Source organism: Mycobacterium sp. (genome assembly GCF_052143115.1).
Taxonomy (GTDB): Bacteria; Actinomycetota; Actinomycetes; order Mycobacteriales; family Mycobacteriaceae; genus Mycobacterium.
In genome coordinates, this window is sequence record NZ_JBKQTQ010000260.1 from 1 (window position 1) to 24,016 (window position 24,016).

At 64.6% G+C, this 24,016-nt stretch carries 26 protein-coding genes and 1 pseudogene; 14 read left to right on the plus strand and 13 right to left on the minus strand.

Annotated features, from left to right (window positions below; translation table 11 throughout):
* Both ACLQI9_RS25935 and ACLQI9_RS25940 read left to right on the plus strand, forming a co-directional pair.
* A partial coding sequence (locus ACLQI9_RS25935) for a hypothetical protein (RefSeq protein WP_442392387.1) occupies window positions 1–413 on the plus strand: 413 nt, incomplete at its 5' end.
* On the plus strand, window positions 392–886 hold the full coding sequence (locus tag ACLQI9_RS25940) for a macro domain-containing protein (RefSeq protein WP_442392386.1): 495 nt from the start codon (window positions 392–394) through the stop codon (window positions 884–886). The genes ACLQI9_RS25935 and ACLQI9_RS25940, both read left to right, overlap by 22 nt.
* Here ACLQI9_RS25940 and ACLQI9_RS25945 read toward each other — a convergent pair.
* On the minus strand, window positions 883–1,188 hold the full coding sequence (locus ACLQI9_RS25945) for an MTH1187 family thiamine-binding protein (protein WP_424075013.1): 306 nt from the start codon (window positions 1,186–1,188) through the stop codon (window positions 883–885). The genes ACLQI9_RS25940 and ACLQI9_RS25945 overlap by 4 nt on opposite strands.
* A 67-nt stretch (window positions 1,189–1,255) precedes the next feature.
* Here ACLQI9_RS25945 and dtd point away from each other — a divergent pair, with 67 nt between their 5' ends.
* The 3 genes from dtd to ACLQI9_RS25960 are packed head-to-tail and all read left to right on the plus strand — an operon-like array spanning window position 1,256 to window position 3,450.
* A complete protein-coding gene (gene dtd / locus ACLQI9_RS25950) occupies window positions 1,256–1,687 on the plus strand; it encodes a D-aminoacyl-tRNA deacylase (protein WP_442392370.1) in 432 nt (143 codons plus the stop codon).
* 52 nt (window positions 1,688–1,739) lie between these two features.
* Window positions 1,740–2,666 (plus strand): class I SAM-dependent methyltransferase, encoded by a 927-nt coding sequence (locus ACLQI9_RS25955; protein WP_442392371.1) that lies wholly within the window; start codon window positions 1,740–1,742, stop codon window positions 2,664–2,666.
* The gene (locus ACLQI9_RS25960; protein ID WP_442392372.1) at window positions 2,587–3,450 is read left to right on the plus strand and encodes an HAD-IB family hydrolase; all 864 of its coding nucleotides are present in this window, start codon (window positions 2,587–2,589) and stop codon (window positions 3,448–3,450) included. Before ACLQI9_RS25955 ends, ACLQI9_RS25960 begins: the two co-directional genes overlap by 80 nt.
* On the opposite strand, the gene ACLQI9_RS25965 is transcribed toward ACLQI9_RS25960, so the two are convergent.
* From ACLQI9_RS25965 to ACLQI9_RS25985, 5 genes are all read right to left on the minus strand, one after another.
* On the minus strand, window positions 3,447–4,472 hold the full coding sequence (locus ACLQI9_RS25965) for an alcohol dehydrogenase catalytic domain-containing protein (RefSeq protein WP_442392373.1): 1,026 nt from the start codon (window positions 4,470–4,472) through the stop codon (window positions 3,447–3,449). The two genes, ACLQI9_RS25960 and ACLQI9_RS25965, sit on opposite strands and share 4 nt — an antisense overlap.
* A 27-nt stretch (window positions 4,473–4,499) precedes the next feature.
* A complete protein-coding gene (locus tag ACLQI9_RS25970) occupies window positions 4,500–6,443 on the minus strand; it encodes a flavin-containing monooxygenase (RefSeq protein WP_442392374.1) in 1,944 nt (647 codons plus the stop codon).
* Between the two features lie 138 nt (window positions 6,444–6,581).
* Complete coding sequence (locus ACLQI9_RS25975) at window positions 6,582–8,612, minus strand: M13 family metallopeptidase (RefSeq protein ID WP_442392375.1); 2,031 nt, start codon at window positions 8,610–8,612, stop codon at window positions 6,582–6,584.
* Window positions 8,613–9,217: 605 nt separating this feature from the next.
* A complete protein-coding gene (locus ACLQI9_RS25980) occupies window positions 9,218–9,673 on the minus strand; it encodes a hypothetical protein (protein ID WP_442392376.1) in 456 nt (151 codons plus the stop codon).
* A 198-nt stretch (window positions 9,674–9,871) separates the two neighbouring features.
* Window positions 9,872–10,609, minus strand: coding sequence for a glucose 1-dehydrogenase (locus ACLQI9_RS25985; protein ID WP_442392377.1), 738 nt, complete (start codon window positions 10,607–10,609; stop codon window positions 9,872–9,874).
* Window positions 10,610–10,679: 70 nt separating this feature from the next.
* On the opposite strand from ACLQI9_RS25985, the gene ACLQI9_RS25990 reads away from it, so the two are divergent.
* Window positions 10,680–11,138, plus strand: coding sequence for a hypothetical protein (locus ACLQI9_RS25990; protein WP_442392378.1), 459 nt, complete (start codon window positions 10,680–10,682; stop codon window positions 11,136–11,138).
* A 100-nt stretch (window positions 11,139–11,238) separates the two neighbouring features.
* Window positions 11,239–12,368: pseudogene (locus ACLQI9_RS25995) on the plus strand (nitronate monooxygenase).
* A 3-nt stretch (window positions 12,369–12,371) separates the two neighbouring features.
* On the opposite strand, the gene ACLQI9_RS26000 reads toward ACLQI9_RS25995, so the two are convergent.
* The 4 genes from ACLQI9_RS26000 to ACLQI9_RS26015 all read right to left on the minus strand — a co-directional run bounded on the left by ACLQI9_RS26000 (window position 12,372) and on the right by ACLQI9_RS26015 (window position 14,029).
* Complete coding sequence (locus ACLQI9_RS26000; RefSeq protein WP_424072982.1) at window positions 12,372–12,590, minus strand: Rv1893 family protein; 219 nt, start codon at window positions 12,588–12,590, stop codon at window positions 12,372–12,374.
* Window positions 12,591–12,637: 47 nt separating this feature from the next.
* Window positions 12,638–12,928 (minus strand): hypothetical protein, encoded by a 291-nt coding sequence (locus ACLQI9_RS26005; RefSeq protein ID WP_442392379.1) that lies wholly within the window; start codon window positions 12,926–12,928, stop codon window positions 12,638–12,640.
* A gap of 9 nt (window positions 12,929–12,937) precedes the next feature.
* Complete coding sequence (locus ACLQI9_RS26010; protein WP_442392380.1) at window positions 12,938–13,342, minus strand: hypothetical protein; 405 nt, start codon at window positions 13,340–13,342, stop codon at window positions 12,938–12,940.
* Between the two features lie 99 nt (window positions 13,343–13,441).
* Entirely contained in the window at window positions 13,442–14,029 is a 588-nt protein-coding gene (locus tag ACLQI9_RS26015; RefSeq protein ID WP_442392381.1) for a dihydrofolate reductase family protein, read from the minus strand.
* A gap of 147 nt (window positions 14,030–14,176) precedes the next feature.
* Here ACLQI9_RS26015 and ACLQI9_RS26020 point away from each other — a divergent pair, with 147 nt between their 5' ends.
* From ACLQI9_RS26020 to ACLQI9_RS26045, 6 genes are read left to right on the plus strand one after another with little or no spacing between them, the layout of a single operon-like run.
* Window positions 14,177–15,427: a cytochrome P450 gene (locus ACLQI9_RS26020; RefSeq protein WP_442392382.1), complete on the plus strand. Its 1,251-nt coding sequence runs from the start codon at window positions 14,177–14,179 to the stop codon at window positions 15,425–15,427.
* A gap of 17 nt (window positions 15,428–15,444) precedes the next feature.
* A complete protein-coding gene (locus ACLQI9_RS26025; RefSeq protein ID WP_442379564.1) occupies window positions 15,445–16,464 on the plus strand; it encodes an acyl-CoA dehydrogenase family protein in 1,020 nt (339 codons plus the stop codon).
* The gene (fadE29, locus tag ACLQI9_RS26030) at window positions 16,449–17,612 is read left to right on the plus strand and encodes an acyl-CoA dehydrogenase FadE29 (RefSeq protein ID WP_442379566.1); all 1,164 of its coding nucleotides are present in this window, start codon (window positions 16,449–16,451) and stop codon (window positions 17,610–17,612) included. The genes ACLQI9_RS26025 and fadE29 overlap by 16 nt, the downstream gene beginning before the upstream one ends.
* Complete coding sequence (locus ACLQI9_RS26035; RefSeq protein ID WP_442379568.1) at window positions 17,609–18,589, plus strand: bifunctional MaoC family dehydratase N-terminal/OB-fold nucleic acid binding domain-containing protein; 981 nt, start codon at window positions 17,609–17,611, stop codon at window positions 18,587–18,589. Before fadE29 ends, ACLQI9_RS26035 begins: the two co-directional genes overlap by 4 nt.
* Window positions 18,586–18,987 (plus strand): MaoC family dehydratase, encoded by a 402-nt coding sequence (locus ACLQI9_RS26040; protein ID WP_442379570.1) that lies wholly within the window; start codon window positions 18,586–18,588, stop codon window positions 18,985–18,987. The genes ACLQI9_RS26035 and ACLQI9_RS26040 overlap by 4 nt, the downstream gene beginning before the upstream one ends.
* Window positions 18,987–20,156, plus strand: coding sequence for a lipid-transfer protein (locus tag ACLQI9_RS26045; protein ID WP_442379572.1), 1,170 nt, complete (start codon window positions 18,987–18,989; stop codon window positions 20,154–20,156). The genes ACLQI9_RS26040 and ACLQI9_RS26045 overlap by 1 nt, the downstream gene beginning before the upstream one ends.
* 16 nt (window positions 20,157–20,172) lie before the next feature.
* Here the strand turns inward: ACLQI9_RS26045 and ACLQI9_RS26050 are convergent, their stop codons facing one another.
* The 3 genes from ACLQI9_RS26050 to ACLQI9_RS26060 form a co-directional block, all read right to left on the minus strand.
* Window positions 20,173–21,396: a PE-PPE domain-containing protein gene (locus ACLQI9_RS26050; protein ID WP_442379574.1), complete on the minus strand. Its 1,224-nt coding sequence runs from the start codon at window positions 21,394–21,396 to the stop codon at window positions 20,173–20,175.
* Window positions 21,397–21,529: 133 nt separating this feature from the next.
* A complete protein-coding gene (locus tag ACLQI9_RS26055) occupies window positions 21,530–22,528 on the minus strand; it encodes a PE-PPE domain-containing protein (RefSeq protein ID WP_442379576.1) in 999 nt (332 codons plus the stop codon).
* Between the two features lie 153 nt (window positions 22,529–22,681).
* Window positions 22,682–22,852, minus strand: a complete 171-nt coding sequence (locus ACLQI9_RS26060; protein WP_442379578.1) for a hypothetical protein — start codon at window positions 22,850–22,852, stop codon at window positions 22,682–22,684.
* Window positions 22,853–23,128: 276 nt separating this feature from the next.
* Between ACLQI9_RS26060 and ACLQI9_RS26065 the strand changes: the two genes are divergently transcribed.
* A complete protein-coding gene (locus tag ACLQI9_RS26065) occupies window positions 23,129–23,974 on the plus strand; it encodes a hypothetical protein (protein ID WP_442392383.1) in 846 nt (281 codons plus the stop codon).
* Window positions 23,975–24,016 lie beyond the last annotated feature (42 nt).

Below are 24,016 nucleotides of genomic sequence, written 5' to 3' on the forward strand. Positions count from 1 at the left end.
CCGGGGGTTCCGCCCGGGCTACCCTGACCGCCTTGGCCGGGCTGACCGCCTTGGCCGCCTTGTCCGGGCGTTCCGCCCGCGCCGCCGTCACCGCCGTGGCCGCCGTCGCCGCCTCGTCCGCCGTCGCCGCCTCGTCCGCCGTCGCCGCCTCGGCCGCCGTCACCGCCTCGGCCGCCGGCCCCGCCTTGGCCACCGGCTCCACCGGCGCCACCCCGGCCCGCCGTGCCGTTGCCGGGGGCGTCGTCGGTCATGCGGTGCGCACCGATGCTGGGGTTGCGTTTCGAACCATGAGCCTGCCTCCCCTGTCAGCGCCGAAATTCTTCGGCTCACTCACGCTACCCCAAGCAGCCGATCGGCCGGTGGGACTGCGAGACAATGCGCAAATGATCGAATTGCAGGTACAGCTGACGTGACCAAGCTCGAACTCGACGCAATCACCAACGCGGCCAACACACGGTTGCGGCACGGCGGCGGTGTCGCGGCGGCAATAGTCCGCGCCGGCGGTCCCGAGGTGCAGCGTGAATCGAACGAGAAGGCGCCGATTGGGCTCGGCGAAGCGGTCGAGACCACAGCCGGCGACATGCCGGCACGCTACGTGATCCACGCGGCGACGATGGAGCTGGGCGGCCCAACCTTGGAAATTTGCGGGGCCAAAATCATCACGCAAGCCACCGATTCCACCCTGCGGAAGGCCGACGACCTCGGTTGTCGTTCGCTGGCGCTGGTGGCGTTCGGCACGGGCGTCGGCGGTTTCCCGCTCGAAGACGCCGCGCGTTTGATGGTGGACGCTGTTCGCCGGCACCAGCCCAGCACACTGGAACGGGTCGTGTTCGCAGTCCACGGCGACGCGGCCGAGCAGGCGTTTCGAGCGGCGGTAGGGGCCTAACCGCCGGACAGGTGGCGCTCGACGGACGCGACTTTCTGCGTCATCGCGTCGGCGGCCCCGGCTCGCCAGTCCACCTTGATCACCGTGCTGACCCGGGGCGCACGAGCCGCCACGGCCTGCACGGCGCGCTGCACCACCGCCATCACCTCTTCCCAGGTATCGCCTTCGATCACGGTGAACATCGAATCCGTCTTGTTGGGTAGCCCGGAATCGCGAACCACCCGAACCGCTTCGGCAACGATCTCCCCGACGCCCTCACCCACGCCCAGCGGGGTGACCGAAAACGCGACCAGCACAGACACCCGACGAGCGTACCCATTGCCAGCGCGTTCAATGACGTTTCGAAGCCGGCCTGGCAGCATCGAGCCCATGCGGCTTCTGGTGCAACGGGTGTCGTCAGCGGCGGTGTCGGTGGGCGGCCAGGTAGTCGGCGCCATCCGGCCGAACAGCCAGGGCCTGCTCGCCTTCGTTGGTGTCACACATAACGACGACCACGACAAGGCCCGGCGGCTCGCCGAAAAGCTCTGGAACCTAAGAATTCTCGCGGACGAGCAATCCGCGGCCGACATCAACGCGCCGATCCTGGTGGTTAGCCAATTCACCCTCTACGCCGACACCGCCAAAGGTCGACGGCCGTCCTGGAATGCCGCCGCACCAGGCGCGGTTGCCGAGCCGCTGGTGGCCGCGTTCGCGGAGGCGTTGCGAGGGCTAGGCGCCCAGGTGGAGACCGGCTTATTCGGGGCTCACATGTATGTCGAATTGATAAACGATGGCCCGGTAACCGTGATTTTGGAGCTGTGACGGCGAGGCTGCGGGTACTTTGGTTAGGACGGCTGTGTTTCTGGAGGGCCTAGTGACGTCCACGTCATCCGCTTCACCTGAATTTGGGTCGCTGCGTTCCGACGACGACCACTGGGACATCGTCAGCGGCGTGGGTTACACCGCTCTGCTGGTGGCGGGTTGGCGTGCCCTGCACGCGGTGAGCCCGCCACCACTGGTTCGCGACGACTACGCGAAACTTTTCATAACAGCTGCACAGGACCCGTATCTGGCTGGCGTGCTGGCGAACCCGGGGACCTCGGTGGACGAGACCGCCTTCCCCCGCCTGTACGGCGTGCAAACCCGGTTCTTCGACGACTTTTTCACCTCCGCCGGGCAGGCGGGAATACGGCAGGCCGTGATCATCGCCGCCGGATTGGACTCCCGGACCTATCGCCTTGACTGGCCAGATGGGACAACAGTTTTCGAAGTCGACCTACCGAAAGTGCTGGAATTCAAGGCGCGCGTGCTGCATGAGCAGGCCGCCACACCCAAGGCCCGCCGGAGCGAGGTGGCGGCCGATCTGCGCACCGATTGGCCCACGCCGCTCAAGGCGGCCGGATTCGACCCGCAGAGACCCAGCGCCTGGTCGGTGGAGGGGATCCTGCCCTACCTGACCGACGACGCACAAACGACGCTCTTCACCCGGATCAGTGAGCTGTGCGCACCGGGCAGCCGAGTTGCTGTGGGCGCGCTGGGAACCCGCTTAGACCACTCGCAGCTTGCCGCCCTCGAAACGACACACCCGGGCGTAAACAAGTCTGGCAACGTCGACTTCTCCGCACTCACCTACGAGACGAACAGCGACCCCGCGGAGTGGCTCGCCGCACACGGCTGGGCCGTCGAACCCGTCCGCAACACGCTGGATCTGCAGGCAGGGTATGGAATGTCGCCGCCGGAGGTGGACGTCAAGATCGACGCTTTCATGCACTCCCAATACATCACGGCGGTCCGGTCATGAGTTCTCGGCCGCCGAGGCCATCGCGGAGATCGACGCCAGTTCACCCGGCCTGGGCGTCGGTGCGTTCTTCGACCTGGACGGCACACTGGTCGAAGGTTTCACGGCTGCGGTTCATGTCGGCGACCGAATCCGGCGGCGGCAGGCCGGGATCGGCGAGCTGGTGGGCGTGTTCGAAGCCGCGCTCCGGTACAAGTTCGGCCGCCTGGAGTTCGAGCGCCTGATTGTCCGGGCCGCCGGTTACCTCCGTGGTGAAGCGTTTGTCGAGCTTGACGAGCTGGGCCAGCGGCTGTTCGTGGAACGTGTTGCACCCCGGCTCTATTCACACATGCATGACATCGTCCAGGCGCATCAGGAGCGCGGGCATACCGTGGTGCTGGCCTCGTCGGCGCTGTCCATCCAGGCGCTGCCCGTCGCCCGCTTCCTCGGTATCTCCAACGTGCAGTGCAACCATTTCGAACTCGACGAGCACGGACGGCTGACCGGAGGAATCGTCAAACCCGTCGTCTGGGGAACCACGAAAGCCGCTGCGGTGCAACAGTTCTGCACCGACAACGACATTGCACTGCAACATAGTTACTTCTACGCCGACGGTGATGAAGATGCGGCGTCGATGTCACTCGTCGGCTGTCCGCGGCCGGTGAACCCGCGCTCCGGGCTTGCCGCGGCGGCCGCCGTGCACGGATGGCCGGTGATGTGCCTTGCCTCGGGCCGCCGTGGGCCGGTGCGCGCGTTGCGTTATCTGGCGAAACACGTCCGCCGGGACGCCGAAAGCCACGCCGGCTAGGGCGTCAGAAGCACCTTGACGCTGTCGCCCGAGCGGGAGCCCGCGACGTCGTAACCTTTGGCTGCTTCGTCCAACGGCAGTGTGGTGGTGAAGATGCCGTCGACGTCGAGCCGGCCGGACTGGAGCAGTGGGATCAGCTCCGGCCAGGTGCGCTGCACCGGTGCGGTGGTCATGCGCAGCGTGGTACTGCGAATCAGGCAGCCCAGGGCGTTGAGTGGGAACGGATTCATGTCGTGCACACCGACGACCGAGACGGTACCGCCCGGCCGCACCGCGTTGAGCGCGTCAGTCAGGGACGCATCGGTGGCGACGGCATCGATCACCGAGTCGGCGCCGCGCCCGCCCGTCGCGGCGAGGATGGCCTCCACTGCCGGCGCCTTCACCGGCGTCGCCCCCCAGCTGGCCGCACGGTCCAGCCGGCCGTCCACTCGATCGACAGCGAAAACCGTTGCTGCGCCTTGGAAGAGCGCGCTACGCAGCGAACACAGTCCTACGGCTCCCAGGCCAATCACCGCCACGGTGCCACCGAACGGAATGTCGGCGCGCTGCGCCGCCGCCCAACCGGTGGGCAGGTTATCGGTGAGTAGCAGCGCCTGCTCGGTGCCGATGCCCTGGGGCATCTTGAGCAGCTGGAAGTCGGCGGCGGGTACGGCGAGCAGATCGGCCTGTGCCCCGGCAAGCACGCCACCGCCGAAGATCTGAAAACCGGCGTGGCACATGACCGGATCGCGGGTCGCGCATCCCGGGCAGGCGCCGCAGCCGGTCACCGACGAGATCATGACCTGGTCGCCGACTTGCACGGTGCGCACGTCCGGCCCGGTCTCTACGACGGTGCCGATCGCTTCGTGGCCGAGCGCCAGCGGCTCGGTGAGCGGAAAGTCGGCCTCGTAGAAGTGCAGGTCCGATCCGCAGATGCCGGCGGCGGTGACTTCAACGATCGCCCCGTCGGCGCCGGGAAGTGCTGGATCGGGCCGAGTTTCGACGCGGATGCTGCGCGGCCCATCAACAACTACTGAGCGCATAGTGGCGTGCTCACTTTCTTTGTTGGATTACGAACAGCGACGTCGCACCACGAACTGTGACCAATCGGGCTCACGTACCGCGGCCCAGTACTCATTGAGCCGCCACGGGCTGACGGTGTGAATCTCGCCGTCGGCGTTCTTGAAGTAGGAATGCTTGACCGCGGGATGCGCCCACACCATTTTCTTGATCTGGGACTGCGTCCGCTGATGCCAATCGACGGCGGCTTGGGCGTTCGGTTCCAAAGAATGCACATCGGGGGCGGCCAGTCGCGCCAAACACTGGTCGACGTAGCGCATTTGCAGTTCCGACTGAAAGATTAGGCTGCCGCCGTGTGCGAGATGCGTCCCCGGCCCGTAGATGATGAAAAAATTAGGGAAATCCGGAACGGTGATGCCGAGGTAGGCATACGGTCGGCTCCCCCACATCTCGTGTAGGTCGATTCCGTTGCGGCCGGTCACTTTTAGCGGCCACAGCACATCGGTGTGCCGGAATCCGGTGGCGTACACGATGACATCCGCGTCGTGTGCCACACCGTCGCCGGTGACCACGCCGCGGGCGGTGATCTCCCGAATCGGGGTACGCACCAGTTCGACGTTGTCTCGCTGCAACGTTTGCAGCCAACTTCCGTTGTCCTGCAAGGTCCGCTTGCCGCAGGCGGGATAGTCGGGCATGACCTTGGCCAGTAACTCTTGAGAGTTCGGGCCTTCGCCGATCTGGCTGGTGATCCACTGCGAGAACATCATGTGGGCGGCGGCGTTGATGTCGCTGACGGCGTGGTCCTGGTCGGCATAGTTCGGGTCGCCTTCGGCCGCGTCGAGGCCCTTGTCGGATCCGGGCCACAGCACCAGGAACCGGTACCACCTTCCGTAGAACGGCAGGTGGCGCATCGCCCAGCGCACACCGTCGCCGACCTCGTCGTGGTACATCGGATTCGGGAACATCCACTGCGCGGTCCGCTGGAATACGGTGAGGTGCTTGACGTCGTTGGCAATGGCGGGAGCGATCTGAAACCCGCTGGCGCCGGCCCCGATCAGTGCGACCCGCTTGCCGGTCAGGTCGACCGAGTGATCCCACGCCGCGGAGTGAAACGACGGCCCCTCGAACGAGTCGGCGCCGTGGATGTCGGGAATATGCGGCCGATTGAGCTGACCGACCGCGGTGATGATCGCCCGCGCGCGTAGCGTGCTGGTCTGACCGTCGGCCGAACGCAACGTAACGGTCCACATGCCGTCGTCGTCAGTCCACTCGGCTTCGACAAGCTCGGTGCTCCACCGGATGTGTTCGGCCAATTCGTGCGTGTCGATCACCTTGGTGAAGTAGTCGCGCAGCTCGTACTGCTGGGCGAAGAAATGCGTCCAGTCGTTGTTGGGTTCGAAGCTGTAGCAATAGAAATGGTTCGCGACATCCACGCGGGCCCCGGGATAGCTGTTTTCCCACCATGTTCCGCCGGGGCCCGGATTCTTCTCCACGATGGTGAAGCCGATGTTGGCTTGTTTCAGCCGGATTCCCGCCAGGATGCCCGATTCGCCGCATCCGACGACGAGGACCGGCAGGTCGTGGGTGCGTTCGGTGGGTAGGGCGGCCGGGCGGCGGGGGTCGACCCCGTCGAGGTCCAGCTCCTCGGAGACCAACGTGAGGTAGTCGTCGGGAACGTGTTCGCAGGCCGCCCAGTCCATCATTTCCCTGACGAGTTCCGGGCTCAGCGGCTCCGGCTCGGGGCAACCGCGGTCTCGGTACTCGGTGATCACCGTTAGCGCCTCGGCGCGGGCCCGGGCCTTGTCCTCCTCCGACATGAACCCCTGCACCTCGTTGAGGAAGATGCCCATCTGCTTGAAGTCGCGGATGAATCGGGGGTCGCCGGTGATATGGACGAGCGAAAGCAGCAGCGTGGGGATGCTGACATCCTCCAGCGCGGCCTCGATCTCCGCGGTTGACGTGGTGAACGGTCGGCCGGCGTAGCGGCTGCGCATCGAGCCGATCCTTTCGCTGGAGTGCAATTACGCTACCCCTAGTTTCGTAATTGGCAGGACTACGCTACCCCCGCCGCCGGACCGGATCAAGGCCTGTCACGCGCCCCGTATCAAGCTGCGCAACCGGCAAGGTCTGGCTCACCAGATTCGGACGCGGTCCTCGGGCTTGACGAACAACGAGTCGCCCGGTTGGACGTTGAACGCGGCATACCACTCGTCCATGTTGCGGACGATCCCGTTGACCCGGAACTTGGCGGGGCTGTGGACGTCCGACAGCATTCGGTTGCGCTCGGCTTCGGGCCGGCAGATCTCCTTCCAGCTCGCCGCGAAGGCGATGAAGAAGCGCTGGTCGCCGGTGAGGCCGTCGATGATAGGCGCCTCTTTTCCGCCGAGGGACAGCTTGTAGGCGTCGTACGCGATGCGCAGTCCCGCGAGATCGGCGATATTCTCGCCGAGTGTCAGCTTCCCGTTGATGCGATTGCCCGGTAGCGGCTCATATCCGTTGAACTGCGCGACGAGCTTGTCTGACTCGCCCACATAACGCTCGGCGTCGGCCGGTGTCCACCAATCGCGCTGCATACCGGTGCCGTCGCTCTTGCGGCCTTGGTCGTCGAACGCGTGGCTCATCTCGTGACCGATGGTGGCCCCGATCGCGCCGTAGTTCGCTGCGGGATCGGCCGCAGGATCGAATTTCGGCGGCTGCAGGATCGCCGCGGGAAACACGATGTCGTTGAGCTGCGCAGAGTAATACGCGTTGTTGGTCTGCGGCGTCATACCCCATTCGGCGCGGTCGATGGGCTTACCCAACTTGCTGACGTTGTCGTTCCACGACCACACCGACAGATTGTTCTCGTTGCCGACGAGGTCGTCGGCGTGGATCGTGACCGTCGCATACGACTTCCACTTGTCGGGGTAGCCGATCTTGGCGACCAGTGCTGCGAGCTTGGCCTGAGCTTCTTTCTTGGTTTCGGGTGCCATCCACGAGGCGGCGTCGATGCGCTTGCCCAACGCCGTGCGGAGATTTGCGACCAGCGCTCGCGCCTTATCGCGTGTCTGCTGACTGAAGTGTGCGCCGACATAGAGCTCTCCGACCGGGTCGCCGAGTCCGTTGCTCACGCGAGAAACACCGCGCTTGTCTCGCGGTGCGCGCTCCTGCACGCCCGCCATTGTTCGGCCGTAGAAGTCGAACAGCTCATCGGCGAACGGCGTCGAAAGCTGGCCGCCGTATGCATCGAGGACGTGGTAGCGCATGTAGGCCTTCCATGCGTCCAACGGCTCGGTGGCGAAAAGCCCTGCGGTCTTGTGCAATACCTCGGGCATGCCGACCTGGAAGTCGGTCGCCGCCGGCAGCTGCAGCGCGTCGAACATCTCCCGCAACGGCGCGCCCTGCGCGAGCTGCTCAACGTCGGCGCGCGGCATGATGTTGTTCGTCTTCGCGACGTTGCGCTCCTCCTCGCGTGGCAGCTGCACCTCTGCCAGCTTGGTTTCCAGGGCAAGCAGTTGTTCGGCCTGCTGCTGGGAATCGCCGTAACCGGCGAGGCCGAGCAGCCGGGCCGCATGCGCGACGAATTTATCGCGCAGCTCGACCGATTCGGGATCGGTGTTCACGTAGTGGCCGCGGTCACCGAGCGAGAGCCCGCCCTGCCAGATGTTGGGGATGTAGCGGGTCGGCTTATTCGGGTCGATGACCACCGAGACCGGGAAGGGGTCATCCACCTGAGTCTTGCCGTTAAACGAGACGAGAACCGCATTAAGGGCCGGCCTGTCGTTGATGGCGTCGATCGACGCCAGGAAGGGCCGCACCGGCTCGACGCCTTTTTTGTTCAGCAGGGCCTCGTCCATGTACGACGCGTAGAAGTCGCCGATCTGCTGCGAGATCTCGCCGGCGGGCGCGTGTTTGGCGGCGGCACTCTCGACGATCGCCTTAAGGTCGGCGTCGAGCTGGTCCTGAACATCGAGATTGACGCCCGCGCACACCTTGTCGGGAGGGATCTTCGCGTTCTTCACCCACGCGCCGAGGACGTAGTCGAAGAAGTCGTTCCCGGGCCGGACCGACTTGTCCATCCCGGTCATGTCGACACCCCAGGCACCGACTTTCGGCTTGGGCGGCTGTTCGGCCGGGCGGTCGCACCCTACGAGCACCAAGCCGGTGGCCAGTGACACTGCCACCGCACGAACACATACGCGCACCGCAGACCTCCAGTCGCCGGGCCAAAGGGCAGCTTAGCCGCGCGCGCTGTCGGCACGCACGGCATCCCGCCAGCGGATCATCGAGAACCTGGTCACAGCGGCCGATGAATTACAGGAATCGCGGCTTTGCTACTTCTGAAAGCCAAGTGGCATAAGTGATTTCGCGAGTACCGCTTGTCGTTCGGAGGTGGGACTCTCACCCCTTGTGCGAAACGTCCTCCACCAGACCACCGTCAACGACGAATTCGGCCGCGGTCGCATTCGCGGCGGGCCTCGGTAACACCACCGAAGATCCCCACCACAACTCCGCCGGAGAGGTGCGCCGAAATCGTGAGAACACCCGGAGCTCGGGCTGTTCACCGTGAAGGCCGCTCCGGTGAAACCGCGGCGGGTGGATGGCAAGGTGGTGCGCCGCCGTTGGACGGGCACCTGAGCCGCGATCAGATGGCGCACCACGGTTACCCGCCGTCTTACCGCCGAGTTCGGCAGCATCATGCCGCCCGTGTCCCAACGATAGGAAACGTAGGAAACGCCGTCTTCGTCGCCGCCGACGCCAAGGTCACCGGGCGTGTAACACATTCCAGTCATCCGCGCCGGTTTCGTAGTCGGCGCGGGCGCCCCTTCGCCTCCTCGGTCCACTCCTTTTCGATCCGTCCGATCTCGAGCGAAAGCAGCATGAGAGTCGGGTTATCGCAGTGGACTTGATGAGCAGTGCGGTACTTCGCTGTTTCGCCGGTGGCGGGCAGGTGCGGCCGCAAGGCCTCGAACCACTCGTCGCCGACTACGTTGGGCGCATCCTTATCGCGCGGTCCGCAAGCCCACTGCTGGTAGACGTCCCGTGCCTCTGCCAAGCCGGTCCGCCACCGTTGCACCGCTTCGTGGCGCTGGGTGTGCAGGTGCATGTTCAACTGGTGCTTGTGGTTGGTGTTTTCCGCGATCCTCGGGAGCAAGGTGTCGGCGGCCGACCTCGCAACGCCCGCGATGCCCATGGCCGAGGCACCCACGACCGCACCTGCGAGGCCCATCATCGCACCGTCCATGTCCTGATCGTTCCAGTCGAGGGCGCGTGACAACAGACCAACGCGGTATTCAGTGCTACCTGGTGAGGTCGAGTGCAAGGCCACCGCGAACAGATCACCGAGTTCAGGGCGTCGTACGAGTGATTTCGCGCGCATAGATTGTCGCTCGGAGGTGGACAAAACCACATACGCCGGACTTCCTGTGACCCGGTGGGACTCTCACCCCTTGTGCGAAACGTCCTCCACCAAACCACCGTCGACGACGAATTCGGCCGCGGTCGCATACGACGACTCGTCGCTGGCAAGAAAGAGCACGAACGCCGACACGTCCTGCGGCTCCCCCGGCCGCCCCAACGGGATGTTCAGCGCATCCTGCGGAAGCTTCTCGGTCATCGCCGTACGGATAAACCCCGGATGGACCGAGTTGACCCGAATGTTGTTGGGCGCTAATTCCAATGCCGCCGATTTGGTCAGACCGCGGACCGCCCATTTGGAGGTCACGTACCCGTGCACCCAGGCGGCGCCGCGCAAGCCCTCGATCGATGAGATGTTGACGATCGAGCCACCGCCCGCCGCGATCATTGGATCGACGACTGCCTGGATGCCCAACAGTGTCCCGGTGACGTTGACGTCGAGGACCTGCTGCCACTTTTTCAGGTCGAACGTCTTGAGGGGCCCGTAGTTGATGATCCCGGCGTTGTTGACCAAGACGTCGAGCTTCCCGAATTGCTCCACCGCCACCGCGGTCGCGGTCGCCCAGTCCGACGGTTTCGTCACGTCGAGGTGCACGTAGCGCGCCGCGCCGCCCAATTCGGAAGCCAGCGCCGCACCCTCGTCATCGAGGATGTCGCCGATCACCACCTTGGCTCCCTCGGCCACCAGCAGACGGGCATGGGATGCCCCCATCCCCCGCGCTCCGCCACTGATCAGGGCAACTTTTGCAGCCACGCGTCCCATGTCGGGTCACGCTACCCGAGGGACCGGCGCTGCTAGAACCTGTTCTAATACCTATTCGGAGGTGAGCGCTGTGGCCCCGCTAATCACGGCATGCAGCGGATTCCTGCTCGCCGTCTTGTGGATGGACCTCATTTTCGATGTTCAGGTGCACCGGGAAAAGGGTGCTGAACTGCCCGAACCCGTACTCGCCTCCATCGCCGCCTACTACCACCGGGCGACCACCACCTCGCGGCCGATGAGCCGACTGATCGTCCTCGTCATGCTGATCCTATTGGGCGCCTTAGGGTTTCAGGCTGTCCGCGGCCACGACCCGGGCTGGCTGTTAGTCACCTCGGCGATCTTGGCGGCAGTTCCGATGCTGCTGGCGCTCATCCGCACGGTGCCCTCCGCGGTTCGCCTCGGACAGCGCTCCGACGGTCCGCCCGAACAGTCCCGCCTCGCGCGGGCGATCTATCGGGATCACCTCGTCTGCGCTGGCAGCATGCTGGCGTTCCTGGTCCTGTGGGCTGCACACAGCGTGGCGATCTGATGGGTCTTAGTCGGGCCGCGGTAGACCTGTCTGGCCACCCGGAGGGCCCGCGTACTAAACTAGAACACGTTTCAGTTCGGCGAGCGCCCTAGGAGTAGGCATGCACACCGCCATTTGCGATGAACTCGGCATCGAGTTTCCGATTTTCGCCTTCACCCACTGCCGCGATGTCGTCGTCGCGGTCAGCAAGGCCGGCGGTTTCGGCGTGCTCGGGGCCGTCGGCTTCACGCCTGAGCAACTCGAGATCGAGCTCAACTGGATCGACGAGAACATCGGCGACCACCCCTACGGGGTCGACATCGTCATCCCCAACAAATACGAGGGCATGGACTCGCACCTGTCGGCCGAAGAGCTCGCCGACACGCTGCGCAAGATGGTGCCGCAGGAGCATCTGGATTTCGGAAAGAAGATCCTCGCCGATCACGGTGTCCCGATCGAGGACAGCGACAGCGATAGCCTGCAGCTGCTCGGGTGGACCGAGGCGACCGCCACACCCCAGGTCGAGGTGGCCCTGAAACACCCGAAGGTGAAGATGATCGCCAACGCGCTCGGCACTCCGCCAGCCGAGATGATCAAGCACATCCACGAAGCCGGGCTCAAGGTGGCCGCGTTGTGTGGCTCCCCCTCGCAGGCCCGCAAGCACGCCGACGCGGGCGTCGACATCATCATCGCCCAGGGTGGTGAGGCCGGCGGGCACTGCGGCGAGGTGGGCTCAATTGTGTTGTGGCCACAGGTCGTTAAGGAGGTCGCCCCGGTACCGGTGCTGGCCGTGGCGGTATCGGCAGCGGCGAGCAGATCGCCGCGGCGCTGGCCCTGGGCGCTCAGGGCGCGTGGACCGGTTCGCAGTGGCTGATGGTCGAGGAGTCCTCGAACACACCGGTTCAGCAGGCGGCCTACATCAAGGCCGGCAGCCGCGACACCGTCCGCAGCCGGTCGTTCACCGGCAAGCCGGCCCGGATGCTGCGCAACGACTGGACCGAGGCCTGGGAGCGGCCGGACAACCCGAAGCCGCTCGGTATGCCACTGCAGTACATGGTTTCCGGCATGGCGGTGCGGGCCACCAACAGGTACCCGAACGAGAGCGTCGACGTGGCGTTCAACCCGGTCGGTCAGGTAGTCGGGCAGTTCACCAAGGTCGAGAAGAGCGCGACCGTCATCGAGCGCTGGGTGCAGGAGTACCTCGCGGCGACGACGCGGCTGGACGAACTCAACGAGGCCGCGACCGTCTAACGGCTACTCGTCGGCCTCATCCTTGCCGGTGAACACCTCTTTGGTCCGTTCCACCGCATAAGTGCCGATATCGATCGACTGCTGGACGATGCCGCTGGCGCCGCCCGCGATGTCGCCGCGGATGATGTCGCTGGCGTGCTCGACGATGTCGGAAGCCTTTTCGACGGCGTTGGTCGCGATGTCCCTGGCCGCGTCGACGGCATCTTTGGGATTGAAGGCCATCGGAGTCTCCTGTTCCTAGAAGTTCCAGACGAATGCTTGCTTAGACTCTAGTAGTTCACCAGGCTGCGCCAGTACTCCTCCGGTATCTCCTTGCCGGAGCACAGTATTCGTGCTAACCCGACGGCCATCGCGATTCCGAGCAGGCCGAGCGATAGTCCGGCCAGCGCGATAACGGCCCACAGCACGGGGGTGACGGTCGGCCAGGGAGACAGCACGGCCAGCACGGGTGCGAAGAAGAAGCCCGTGCCGATGTACCACGCCGAGCCGGCGCGATCGGACGCGAGGACGAACCGCAGCCAGCGTGGAACCGGGGATTGAACAGGCCCGCCGTTGCGCATATCTCCAGGTTATCCCGAGGGCGGGAAGAACCCTGCCCCGGTGAACCACCCCGGCTGCCATCCTTGGGCTCCAAGACACAGCATCGGCAGTCCATCGGGGGTCTGTGCCGCCGATTGAGGACCCGGACACGGCGCGCCGTTCTGCTGGACCCCGTACAGCGCGTAGGAGATCACCCAGTAGCCGATGGTGGCGGCCGGGAACTGGTTGGGGGGCGGGAAATGGCAGGCCTCGGCCTGGCCGCTGGGGCCGCGGCCGAAGATGAAGCGCTCGTAGTTGTCGCACGGCGCACCCAGCGAAGCTTGAAAGTTCATGCCCGGTACGTCGCCCTCGTAGGCGGTTGCGACCGGCGCCAGGCCAATGGGGCCGATCGCAGCGCCCGTGAGCGCAGCGGCGGTGAGTAGTTCGCGAATCATGTTCCACCCTCCGTGTCGTGCCACGCGGCCCCCCATAACGCCGGTGACCTGGAACAAAGCATAACCATTGTGGCGGGAGCCACAAGATCGCTTTCGGAGCTAGGCCGGGCGGTAGGTGCAGATGAGGACGCCCGTCCCGGTGGCCGTCGTCGAAACCAGCTCGAGCGCCCGGGCCCGACCTTCGTCAGGGAATACTCGCTTGCCGCCGCCGAGCAGGATCGGTTCGATCATCAGCCGGTATTCGTCGACGAGGTCGTGCTCGATCAGCTGTGCGGCCAACGACGCGCTGCCCATGACTTGCATCGCCTGGCCGTTCTGCGCGCGCAGCGCCCGGATCGCGCCGATCGCATCGGGGGCGGGCAGCAGCGTCGAACCGGGCCAGGTGAGATCGTCTGGAGTCAGCGTTCGGGACGCCACGTACTTGGGGATCTGATTCATCCGGTCGGCGAACGGGTCGCCGGCCCGGCTCGGCCACGCAGCCGCCATAGCTTGCCACGTGCGCCGACCAAACAGTAGTGCCTCCGTGCCGGCCATGACTTCGTTGACGGCCGGCCCCATGGTCTCCGGCTCGAAAAACGGGATCGACCAACCGCCGTGGGCGAATCCGCCGTCGGTGTCCTCTTCCCGCCCGCCCGGGGCCTGGACGACCCCGTCGAGACTCATGAAGTCACTCAGGACGATGCGCATCGTTCATGCCCTTTCGGTTGTTCGGCGCTGAACACGTTGCAATTCAGCTTCGTCGATCTTGCTCCAACGCTTCCCAACCGTGGTGTGGCAATGGTTTATTTGGCACTGGAAGACAACTAGACGGATTCGTATCGAGGAGCGGCCCGCATGCCAACCCCCAACCTGCCTCCCGGGTTCGACTTCACCGACCCAGACATCCACGCCGAACGATTGCCGGTGGAAGAACTGGCCGAACTGCGGAAGACCGCGCCGATTTGGTGGAACGAACAGCCAATCGGGACGGGCGGGTTCAGCGACGGCGGCTTCTGGGTGGTGTCAAAGCACAAGGACGTCAAGGAAGTCTCGCTGCGCAGCGACATCTTCTCCAGCCTGAAGAACACCGCACTGCCCCGCTACAAAGAGGGCACGGTCCGCGAGCAACTCGACACGAGCAAGTTCGTGTTGCTCAACATGGACGCCCCGCAGCACACCCACCTGCGCAAGATCATTTCCCGCGGCTTCACGCCGCGAGCCGTCGAGCGGCTGCGCGACGACCTCAACGAGCGGGCCCGGCAGATTGTCGAAACCGCCGCCGCACAAGGTTCTGGTGACTTCGTCGAGCAGGTGTCCTGCGAATTGCCGCTGCAAGCCATCGCCGGTCTGCTGGGTGTACCGCAGGAAGACCGCATGAAGCTGTTCCACTGGTCGAACCAGATGGTCGGCGACCAAGACCCGGAGTTCGAGACCAACAATTCGATGGCCGCCTCGGTAGACCTGATCATGTACGCCATGCAGATGGCTGCCGATCGGGCCAAGAACCCCGGGCCGGACATCGTCACCAAGCTGATCGAGGCCGACGTCGACGGCCACAAGCTTTCCGACGACGAGTTCGGCTTCTTCGTCATCTTGCTGGCGGTGGCCGGCAACGAGACCACCCGCAACTCCATCACCCAGGGCATGATGGCGTTCACCGACTTCCCCGACCAATGGGAGCTCTACAAGCGGGAACGGCCGGCCACCACCGCCGACGAGATCGTCCGGTGGGCCACCCCGGTCACGTCGTTCCAGCGCACCGCGCTGGAGGACTATGAGCTGTCCGGTGTGCAGATCAAGAAGGGCCAGCGGGTGGTAATGGTCTACCGCTCAGCCAATTTCGACGACGAAGTGTTCGACGACCCGTTCAACTTCAACATCCTGCGTAACCCCAACCCGCACGTGGGATTCGGCGGCACCGGCGCGCACTACTGCATCGGCGCCAACCTGGCGAAGATGACGATCAACCTGATCTTCAACGCGGTCGCCGACAACATGCCGGACCTCAAGCCGATCGCGACGCCCGAGCGGCTGCGGTCGGGCTGGCTCAACGGCATCAAGCACTGGCAGGTCGACTACACCGGCAAGTGCCCGGTGGCACCGTGACGGATTCCAGATTAACGATGGACTTCACCCCGGACCCGGCGCAGCAGGCAGTCGCCGACGTCGTCACGTCGGTACTGGATCGGGATAACACCTGGGAGGCGTTGGTCGCGGGCGGCGTGACGGCGCTACCGGTGCCCGAGCGGCTGGGCGGCGACGGTGTCGGCCTGCCCGAGATCGCGACGGCGCTGACCGAGATCGGTCGCCACGGCCTGATCGGCCCGGCGCTCGCCACTCTAGGGCTCGGTGCCGTGCCACTGCTCGATTTGGCCTCCGACGACCAGCAGGACCGCTACTTCGGCGGGCTGGCCAAGGGCTCGCTGCTCACCGCGGCACTCAACGAACCCGGCTCTGCGCTGCCGGAGCGGTCGGCGACAACCTTTGTGCACAGTCGACTGTCCGGCACCAAAGTCGGTGTCGGCTATGCCGAAGAAGCCGACTGGATGATCGTCACCGCTGACAGCGCGGTCGTCGTGGTGTCACCCAAGGCCGACGGCCTGCACCTGTCAAAGACGCCGACATCCAACGGATCCGACGAGTACGTGGTCACGTTCTCCGATGTCGCGGTGCCCGAACAGGATGTGCTGATCGGCGCGACGACTCAGCGGGCGAACCAGCTGGCGCTGGCTGCGATCGGTGCATATGCGGCCGGCCTGGTCGCCGGTGCACTGCGGTTGACGGCCGACTATGTGGCGAACCGGCACCAGTTCGGCAAGCCACTGTCCACCTTCCAAACCGTCGCCGCGCAACTCGCCGAGGTCTACATCGCCTCGCGGACTATCGATTTGGCGTCGACGTCGGTGATCTGGCGACTGGCCGAAGGAAGGGACGCCACCGACGACCTCGACGTCCTCGGCTACTGGATCACCTCGCAGGCGCCGCCGGTGATGCAGATCTGCCACCACTTGCACGGCGGCATGGGCATGGACATCACCTATCCGATGCACCGGTACTACTCCACGATCAAAGACCTGACCCGGTTGCTGGGCGGGCCTTCTCATCGCCTCGATCTGGTGGGAGCGCAATGTTCATCGACCTGACACCGGAGCAGCGCCAGCTGCAAGCCGAGCTACGTCAATACTTTTCGAATCTGATCTCGTCCGACGAGATGAAAGCGATGGAGCAGGACCGCCACAACGCCGCCTACCGGGCGGTTATCCGGCGGATGGGCAAGGACGGCAAGCTCGGCGTGGGATGGCCCAAGGAATTCGGCGGTCTCGGCTTCGGTCCGATCGAGCAGCAGATCTTCGTCAACGAGGCCCATCGCGCCGACGTGCCGTTGCCCGCCGTGACGCTGCAGACGGTCGGCCCGACCCTGCAGGTCTTCGGCAGCGAGATGCAGAAGAAGAAGTTCCTGCCCGCGATCCTGGCCGGTGAAGTGCACTTCGCGATCGGCTACACCGAGCCAGAGGCCGGCACCGACCTGGCGTCGTTGCGGACTACGGCCGTGCGCCACGGCGACGAGTACATCGTCAACGGCCAGAAGATCTTCACCACCGGCGCGCACGACGCCGACTACGTCTGGCTGGCCTGCCGCACCGATCCGGATGCCGTTAAGCACAAGGGCATTTCGATCCTCATCGTCGACACGAAGGATCCAGGCTACTCGTGGACGCCGATCATTCTGTCCGACGGCGCGCACCACACCAATGCCACCTACTACAACGACGTGCGGGTGCCCGCCGACATGGTGGTCGGCGAGGAGAACGGCGGATGGCGGCTGATCACCACACAGCTCAACAACGAGCGGGTGATGCTCGGTCCGGCGGGCCGCACCGCCGGCATCTACGACCGGTTGCACGCCTGGGCGTCCAAGCCAGGTGGTGACGGCGTCACGCCCATCGACCACCACGACGTCAAGCGGGCGCTCGGGGAGATCTACGCGATGTGGCGGATCAACGAGTTGCTGAATTGGCAGGTGGCTGCCGCTGGCGAGCACATCAATGTGGCCGATGCCGCATCGACGAAAGTCTTTGGCACCGAGCGAATTCAGTACATCGGTCGGCTCGCCGAGGAAATCGTCGGCAAGTACGGCAACCCTGCCGAGTCGGACACCGCCGAACTGCTCGACTGGCTGGACTCGCAAACCAAACGCAACCTGGTCATCACCTTCGGCGGCGGGGTCAACGAAGTCATGCGCGAGATGATCGCGGCCTCGGGCCTCAAGGTGCCGAGGGTGCCTCGATGACCGATGCGGACGGCATCGCCGAGATCACCGCAAAAGTCGCAGAGATCACCGCCACTGTCGTCGCGAAGTCGCGAGCGGCTCGGGATCCGGTGAACCAGCCGACGATCAACAACTGGGTGGAGGCGCTCGGGGACCGCAACCCGATCTATACCGACGAGGCCGCGGCCCGTGATGCTGGGCATCCGGGAATTGTTGCCCCACCGGCAATGATTCAGGTGTGGACCATGTTCGGCCTGGGGGGAGAGCGTCCGACCGACGATCCCATGGGCCCGATGATGGAGCTGTTCGACGGCGCAGGGTATGTCGGTGTGGTCGCCACCAACTGCGAGCAGACCTACCACCGGTATCTGCGGCCGGGCGAGGAGGTCAGTATCGCCTCCGAGATGCGCGACGTGATCGGCCCGAAGCAGACCGCGCTCGGTGAGGGCTGGTTCATCAATCAGCACATCACTTGGCGGGTCGGTGACGAGGATGTGGCCGAGATGGAGTGGCGCATACTCAAATTCAAGCCGCGCGAGTCCGGGGACCCACCGGCTGCCGTGCCCGCGGACCTCGACCCCGACGCGATGATGCGCCCTTCGGTGTCGCGGGACACCGCGTTCTTCTGGGAGGGTGTCAAGGCGCACGAGTTACGGATTCAGCGCCTGCCCGACGGCAGCCTGCAGCACCCGCCGCTGCCCGCGCTGTGGCAGGACGCTGGCAGGGGAGTCGAGCCGTCCGATTATCTCGTGGCCAGCGGCAAGGGCACGGTGTTCAGCTTCGTCGTGCACCACGCGCCGAAGGTGCCCGGCCGCACGCTGCCGTTCGTGATCGCTTTGGTGGAGCTGGAAGAGGGCGTTCGCATGCTGGGCGAGTTGCGCAATGTCGACCCCGCCGAGGTGAAGATCGGATTCCCCATTCGCGCAACCTACATCGACTTCCCGGCCGGTGACAGCGGTCCGGAGTGGAGTCTCTACGCCTGGGAGCCTGACGCATGAGCGCACCGGTCATCGAAGTGGGAACGAAGCTGCCCGAACTCAAGCTCTACGGTGACCCTACGTTCATCATCTCGACGGCTCTGGCCACCAGGGACTTTCAAGATGTGCACCACGACCGCGACAAGGCGCAGTCAAAGGGTTCGAAGGATATCTTCGTCAATATCCTCACCGACACCGGGCTGGTGCAGCGGTACATCACCGACTGGGCTGGACCGTCGGCGTTGATCAAGTCGATCGGGCTGCGGCTGGGTGTGCCGTGGTACGCCTATGACACGGTGACGTTCTCCGGTGAGGTGACTGCGGTGGATGGCGGCCTGATCACGGTGAAAGTCGTGGGCCGCAACAGTCTTGGCGATCACGTCGTCGCGACCTCGACGCTTACGATGGGGGATGCCTGATGCTGTCGCGGAAGGCGGCCATTGTCGGCATCGGCGCCACCGACTTCTCCAAGGACTCCGGTCGCAGCGAACTGCGGCTGGCGGCCGAGGCGGTGCGCGACGCGCTCGATGACGCCGGCCTGAGTCCCGCCGATGTCGACGGGCTCACCACGTTCACGATGGACACCAACAAGGAGATCGCCGTCGCGCGGGCCGCGGGTATCGGCCAGCTGAAGTTCTTCGCCCAGACCCACTACGGCGGCGGTGCCGCGTGCGCGACCGTCCAGCACGCGGCGATGGCGGTGGCGACCGGGGTGGCCGACGTCGTCGTCGCGTACCGGGCCTTCAACGAGCGGTCTGGCATGCGGTTCGGCCAGGTCCAGACTCGGTTGGTGGGAGATGCCAGCGCCCAAGCCGATTCGACTGCTGCCGACAATTCGTTTTCTTATCCGCACGGGCTGTCGACGCCGGCGGCGCAGGTAGCGATGATCGCGCAGCGATACATGCATATGTCCGGCGCGACCAGTCGGGACTTCGGGGTCATTTCGGTGGCTGACCGCAAGCATGCCGCCAAGAACCCGAAGGCCTACTTCTACGAGAAGCCGATAACCATTGAGGACCACCAGAATTCGCGGTGGATCGCCGAGCCGCTGCGTCTGCTGGACTGCTGCCAGGAAACCGATGGCGCGGTGGCGATCGTGGTGACTTCGGTCGAGCGGGCCAAGGACCTCAAGCACCGGCCGGCGGTCATCGAGGCGGCGGCACAAGGCTCGAGCCCCGACCAGTACACGATGGTCAGCTACTACCGTCCCGAGCTCGGCCTGCCCGAGATGGGTCTGGTCGGTCAGCAGCTGTGGCAGCAGTCCGGGCTGGCGCCGACCGATATCCAGACTGCGGTGCTCTACGACCACTTCACCCCTTTCACGCTGATTCAGTTGGAGGAGTTGGGATTCTGCGGCAGGGGTGAAGCCAAGGACTTCATCGCCGACGGTGCGGTCGAGGTGGGTGGCCGGCTGCCCATCAACACCCACGGCGGGCAGCTCGGCGAGGCCTACATTCACGGAATGAACGGCATCGCGGAGGGCGTCCGCCAATTGCGGGGTACTTCGGTGAACCCGGTGCCCGATGTCGAGCATGTGCTGGTCACCGCCGGCACCGGCGTCCCGACGTCCGGTCTGATCTTGAGCTAGGCACGCCTCACAGGAGTCAAGTGGTGAAGATCCCACCGAGGGTTCCGACGAGCCCGAGCATGGGGTCGAGAACATCTTGTTGGATGCCGCTCAGCTCCAACAGGTTGTCGATGTCCGTACCCAGTGGTCCCTCCAGCTCACTGAAAGCGGTGAACGGGTCGAAGGCGTTATTGAGCTCCGATACGACTTGGTCGTAGGGCACCCCGATTTCCTGCTCGGACCACGTTTCCGCCGAAGCCAGCTGGCTTTCCAGCTCGGTGGCTCCGGGCAGCTGGGCGCCGAACAGCTCGAACGCGTTATTGGCGCCCTCGACCACGGCGTTGTCGAACTCGAGGCTGAACGTCACCGGGTCGATGGAGGGAATCAGCTCGGCCGGCGTCGGATCTCCGAACGGAATGGACCTGTCGTAGCCGGCCTCGACGATCACCTGCAGCGCCGGCTGGATGATGTTGAGCACCGATTCGGGCACACCCAGACTGCGCAGCGGATCCAGCACCGGCAGCTCGGTGGTCGGAATGAAATAGAAGGTGGTATCCCCGTCGACCTGCTTGACGATCTCGGTGGACCCGAGAACGTATTCGCTAGCGAAAGGTCCCGTCAGCGGCTCCGAGGGTGGCCACACTGCGGGAACGTCTTCGGGAAGTAGGCCATTGCCGTAGGCGGCGTGCGCGTAGATGATGCCGAACAGGGCGTTGAGGTCGGACACCAAATTGATCGGATATTGCGGGAAGTCCGCGAAGAAGTCGTACTGGTTGGCAATGTCGATGGTGGTCACGCCATCGGTCGGCTCGGCGCCATTGAAGTCGAGCCATGTCCCGGGGATAACCAGGCCGGGGAACCGCTCGAAAAGACCTCCGTCGGGGCGGTTAAGCGAGCCCAGGAGCACAAAAGTGGCGTCGGGCGGGGCCTGCCCGGACTGCATGAGCTGGATTTCCTCATCGATCGCGATCACCGCGCTCTGCGAATAACCCTCAACGAGGTACGGCTGGTTCGCAGGCTGCTGGGCCATCGCGGCCTGCAGGTCGGCCAGACCGGTCGGAACCGAGGTAATGGCCAACGATTCGGGCGTGGGGACCAGCACCGGGGTGTAGTTGCCGCCGGTGGCGGGGTCGATGTAGTCGGTCATGATCGCGTCCTGCCAGTCCCGGCCCGCATCAAGGACCCCGATGACCAGACCGGCAGCGGTCAGGATGGAAGCGGCAGCCAGGAGAGTAGAACCCAGGCGCAGCAGTAGCGCCACCCCTCACCTTCGACGTCAATTCGCTGGGGCGAGACGTCCTCTCGTGAAGTCGCCAGCGCCCAAAAGGCCACAGCGCGAGTCACAGGCATTTCCATGCCACTGGCACTGCTGCTGGGTGCGCCCAGGGCTCGGGTCAGAACATGTCGCTGACATACAGTTGCAAAGAGTCGAATAGGCTCTCGAGTAGTCCGCTGCTGGCGACCCCGTGGTCAATTGCATCAATCCACGCGTCGGAGTTATTGATGTTGTCGGAGATGTCGACATATGTGATGTCGCCGTCGGTCGACGTGGTCGCATCAGCGATTTCCGTCGGTGTCAACCCCAGGTACTCCACGTGCTGGACGAACAGGCCCAGGGTCGAGTCCAGGAAACCTCCGGCCGTGAAGTCCTGTTGGAAATCGGCGACCCCATCGCCGTCCAGCGTGTAGATCGTCGTCGGGTATAGATCATCCGGCGTCACGTTGCCAAGGACGCCGTCCATCCCGGAATCCGTGAGAATAGTGTTCGTCAGACTCGAGCCGAATAACGCGTCCATGTCTGGTTCCAGATTGGGCCAAATGCCGCCCGGGAGGGAGGGGTCGCCGATGAACACGAAGTGCAGATCGTCGCTGGGGATGCCGGCTTCTTCGAGTTGGGTCATTGCCATCGACTCGGCGGTGGCGCTCTGCGAGTATCCGAAGATCGTCAGCGGGTGCTCGGGGCTGAAAGCGCCCGGATTCGCGGCGAATTCGTTCTCCACGGCGGCAACGATCTCGTCCGCGGCGATTTGAGTACTCGGGCCCTGCTCGATGAGTTCGGGCGTCGTCAGCACCTGCAGCGGCGCGTTGCACGGTTCGGTCCCGACCATGTCGCAGACCGTCGAGTTGGTCGCGCCATCGTCGAAACCCAGCGGTTGCAGATACAGGTCCTCGACGGCGTCCGCGAAGGCGGTCGACGGCGTCGGCTCGGTGGTTCCGCCGACGATGATCGCCGTGTCGCTCCCTTCTAGCGGGTCGTCCGTGGACAGCAGAGTCACGTCAGCCGTGGACAGCAGAGTCACGTCAGCGTGGGCGACTGGGCTGATTGGCGCGCCGGCCACGCCAACGATGATGCCAACGGCGGTAGCGTTCGCGAGCAGCTTGTATCCGTTCACCGCTGCGCTCCTTCGCGCCACCTGCGCTCCCGTACTGTGATCTGCGTCATTGCATCTTCTTAGCTGAAGTTAAGCCTTAATTCAAGGAATTCTTAATCTTGGGCTAAAGGCGTTCCTGTGGAGTCGGGTATTTCCAGGCGACTCCGTTTCGTGTCATTGGTCCGGCCCAGTGACTGGGGCGATGTCGGTGCGGTGTTCGGGGAGCTTGCCTTTAGGTAAGACTGTGCCGACGCGAAAGATGTCCGCCCGCGAGATCGGGACCGAGAACATCGACATCAGTGCCAGCAACATCATCGAAGCGCCAGCCAACAGCGCGATGGTCAACGAGCGACAGACCTGCCGATTTAGCCCCACGCGACTCCCTGAAGATGAGTAGTCGGTTAACTTTGCCTAAGAATTCTTGAGAAAGCAAGCGGCTAGGACGCATCGGCGGAGTAGGCATCGGTTCCGCTGCCGCTCCTCGGCTCGCCGCCGCTCCTCTCTAACGCCGAGCATCACGCTGGCGTGGCAGTCGATGTCGAGCGCCACACTGGAGTGACGCTGTGGATGGTCGAGCTTTGATGATGTGACGGGGGTTCTGCTCCGTGGGAGGCTGCCGCCATGGCGGAGCCATTCATCGGTAGCGAGGCCGTCGCAAGCGGGGTCCTCGTCAAGAGTGCTCTGCGGACGCAGTACACCAAGTTGTTTCGCGACGTTTATGTCAGTCCGGACACCGAACTAACGCCACAGCTTCGCGCGCACGCCGGATGGTTGTGGTCGGGTCGCCGCGGCATCATTGCGGGATTGTCAGCGTCCGCACTCCACGGCGCAAAGTGGGTCGACGTCACCGCGCCGCTGGAAATTATCCACGCCAACAGAAACCCGCTGCACGGCATACGGGTCCGCGGTGATGACATTGGTGAGGACGAGGTCGTCGTGATCGAAGGCGTCCCGGCGACAACGCCCTCTCGGACTGCGCTCGACCTCGGATGCTGGTATCCCAGAAGCGAAGCGGTGGCAGCGATCGACGCCCTTGCTCGTGCCACCGACCTGAAGATGCCCGATGTCGATCTACTGGCACAGCGCTATCCCGGTCGGCGCGGTATCCGGCAAGCGCGCGCCACGCTCGGTCTTGTGGACGCAGGGGCGCAGTCGCCCAAAGAGACGTGGCTTCGACTGCTGCTGATTCAGGCAGGCCTGCCTCGACCGCAGACACAAATCCCCGTCCGTGACGAGTTCGGCGACATAATCGCATATCTCGCTATGGGTTGGGAAGATATGAAGATCGCGGTCGAATACGACGGCGACCAACACCGAAGCGATCGACGGCAATATACCTGGGACATTCGGCGATTGGAGCGGCTCGAACGTCTTGGCTGGATCGTCATCCGGGTGGTCGCCGGGGACCAGCCGGATGACATTACGCGCCGCGTCCGGTCTGCACTGGCTCGTCGAGCGTCACGCTAGCGCTGCGCTCGACGGCCTGTGCCACGCTGGCGTGACGCTCGC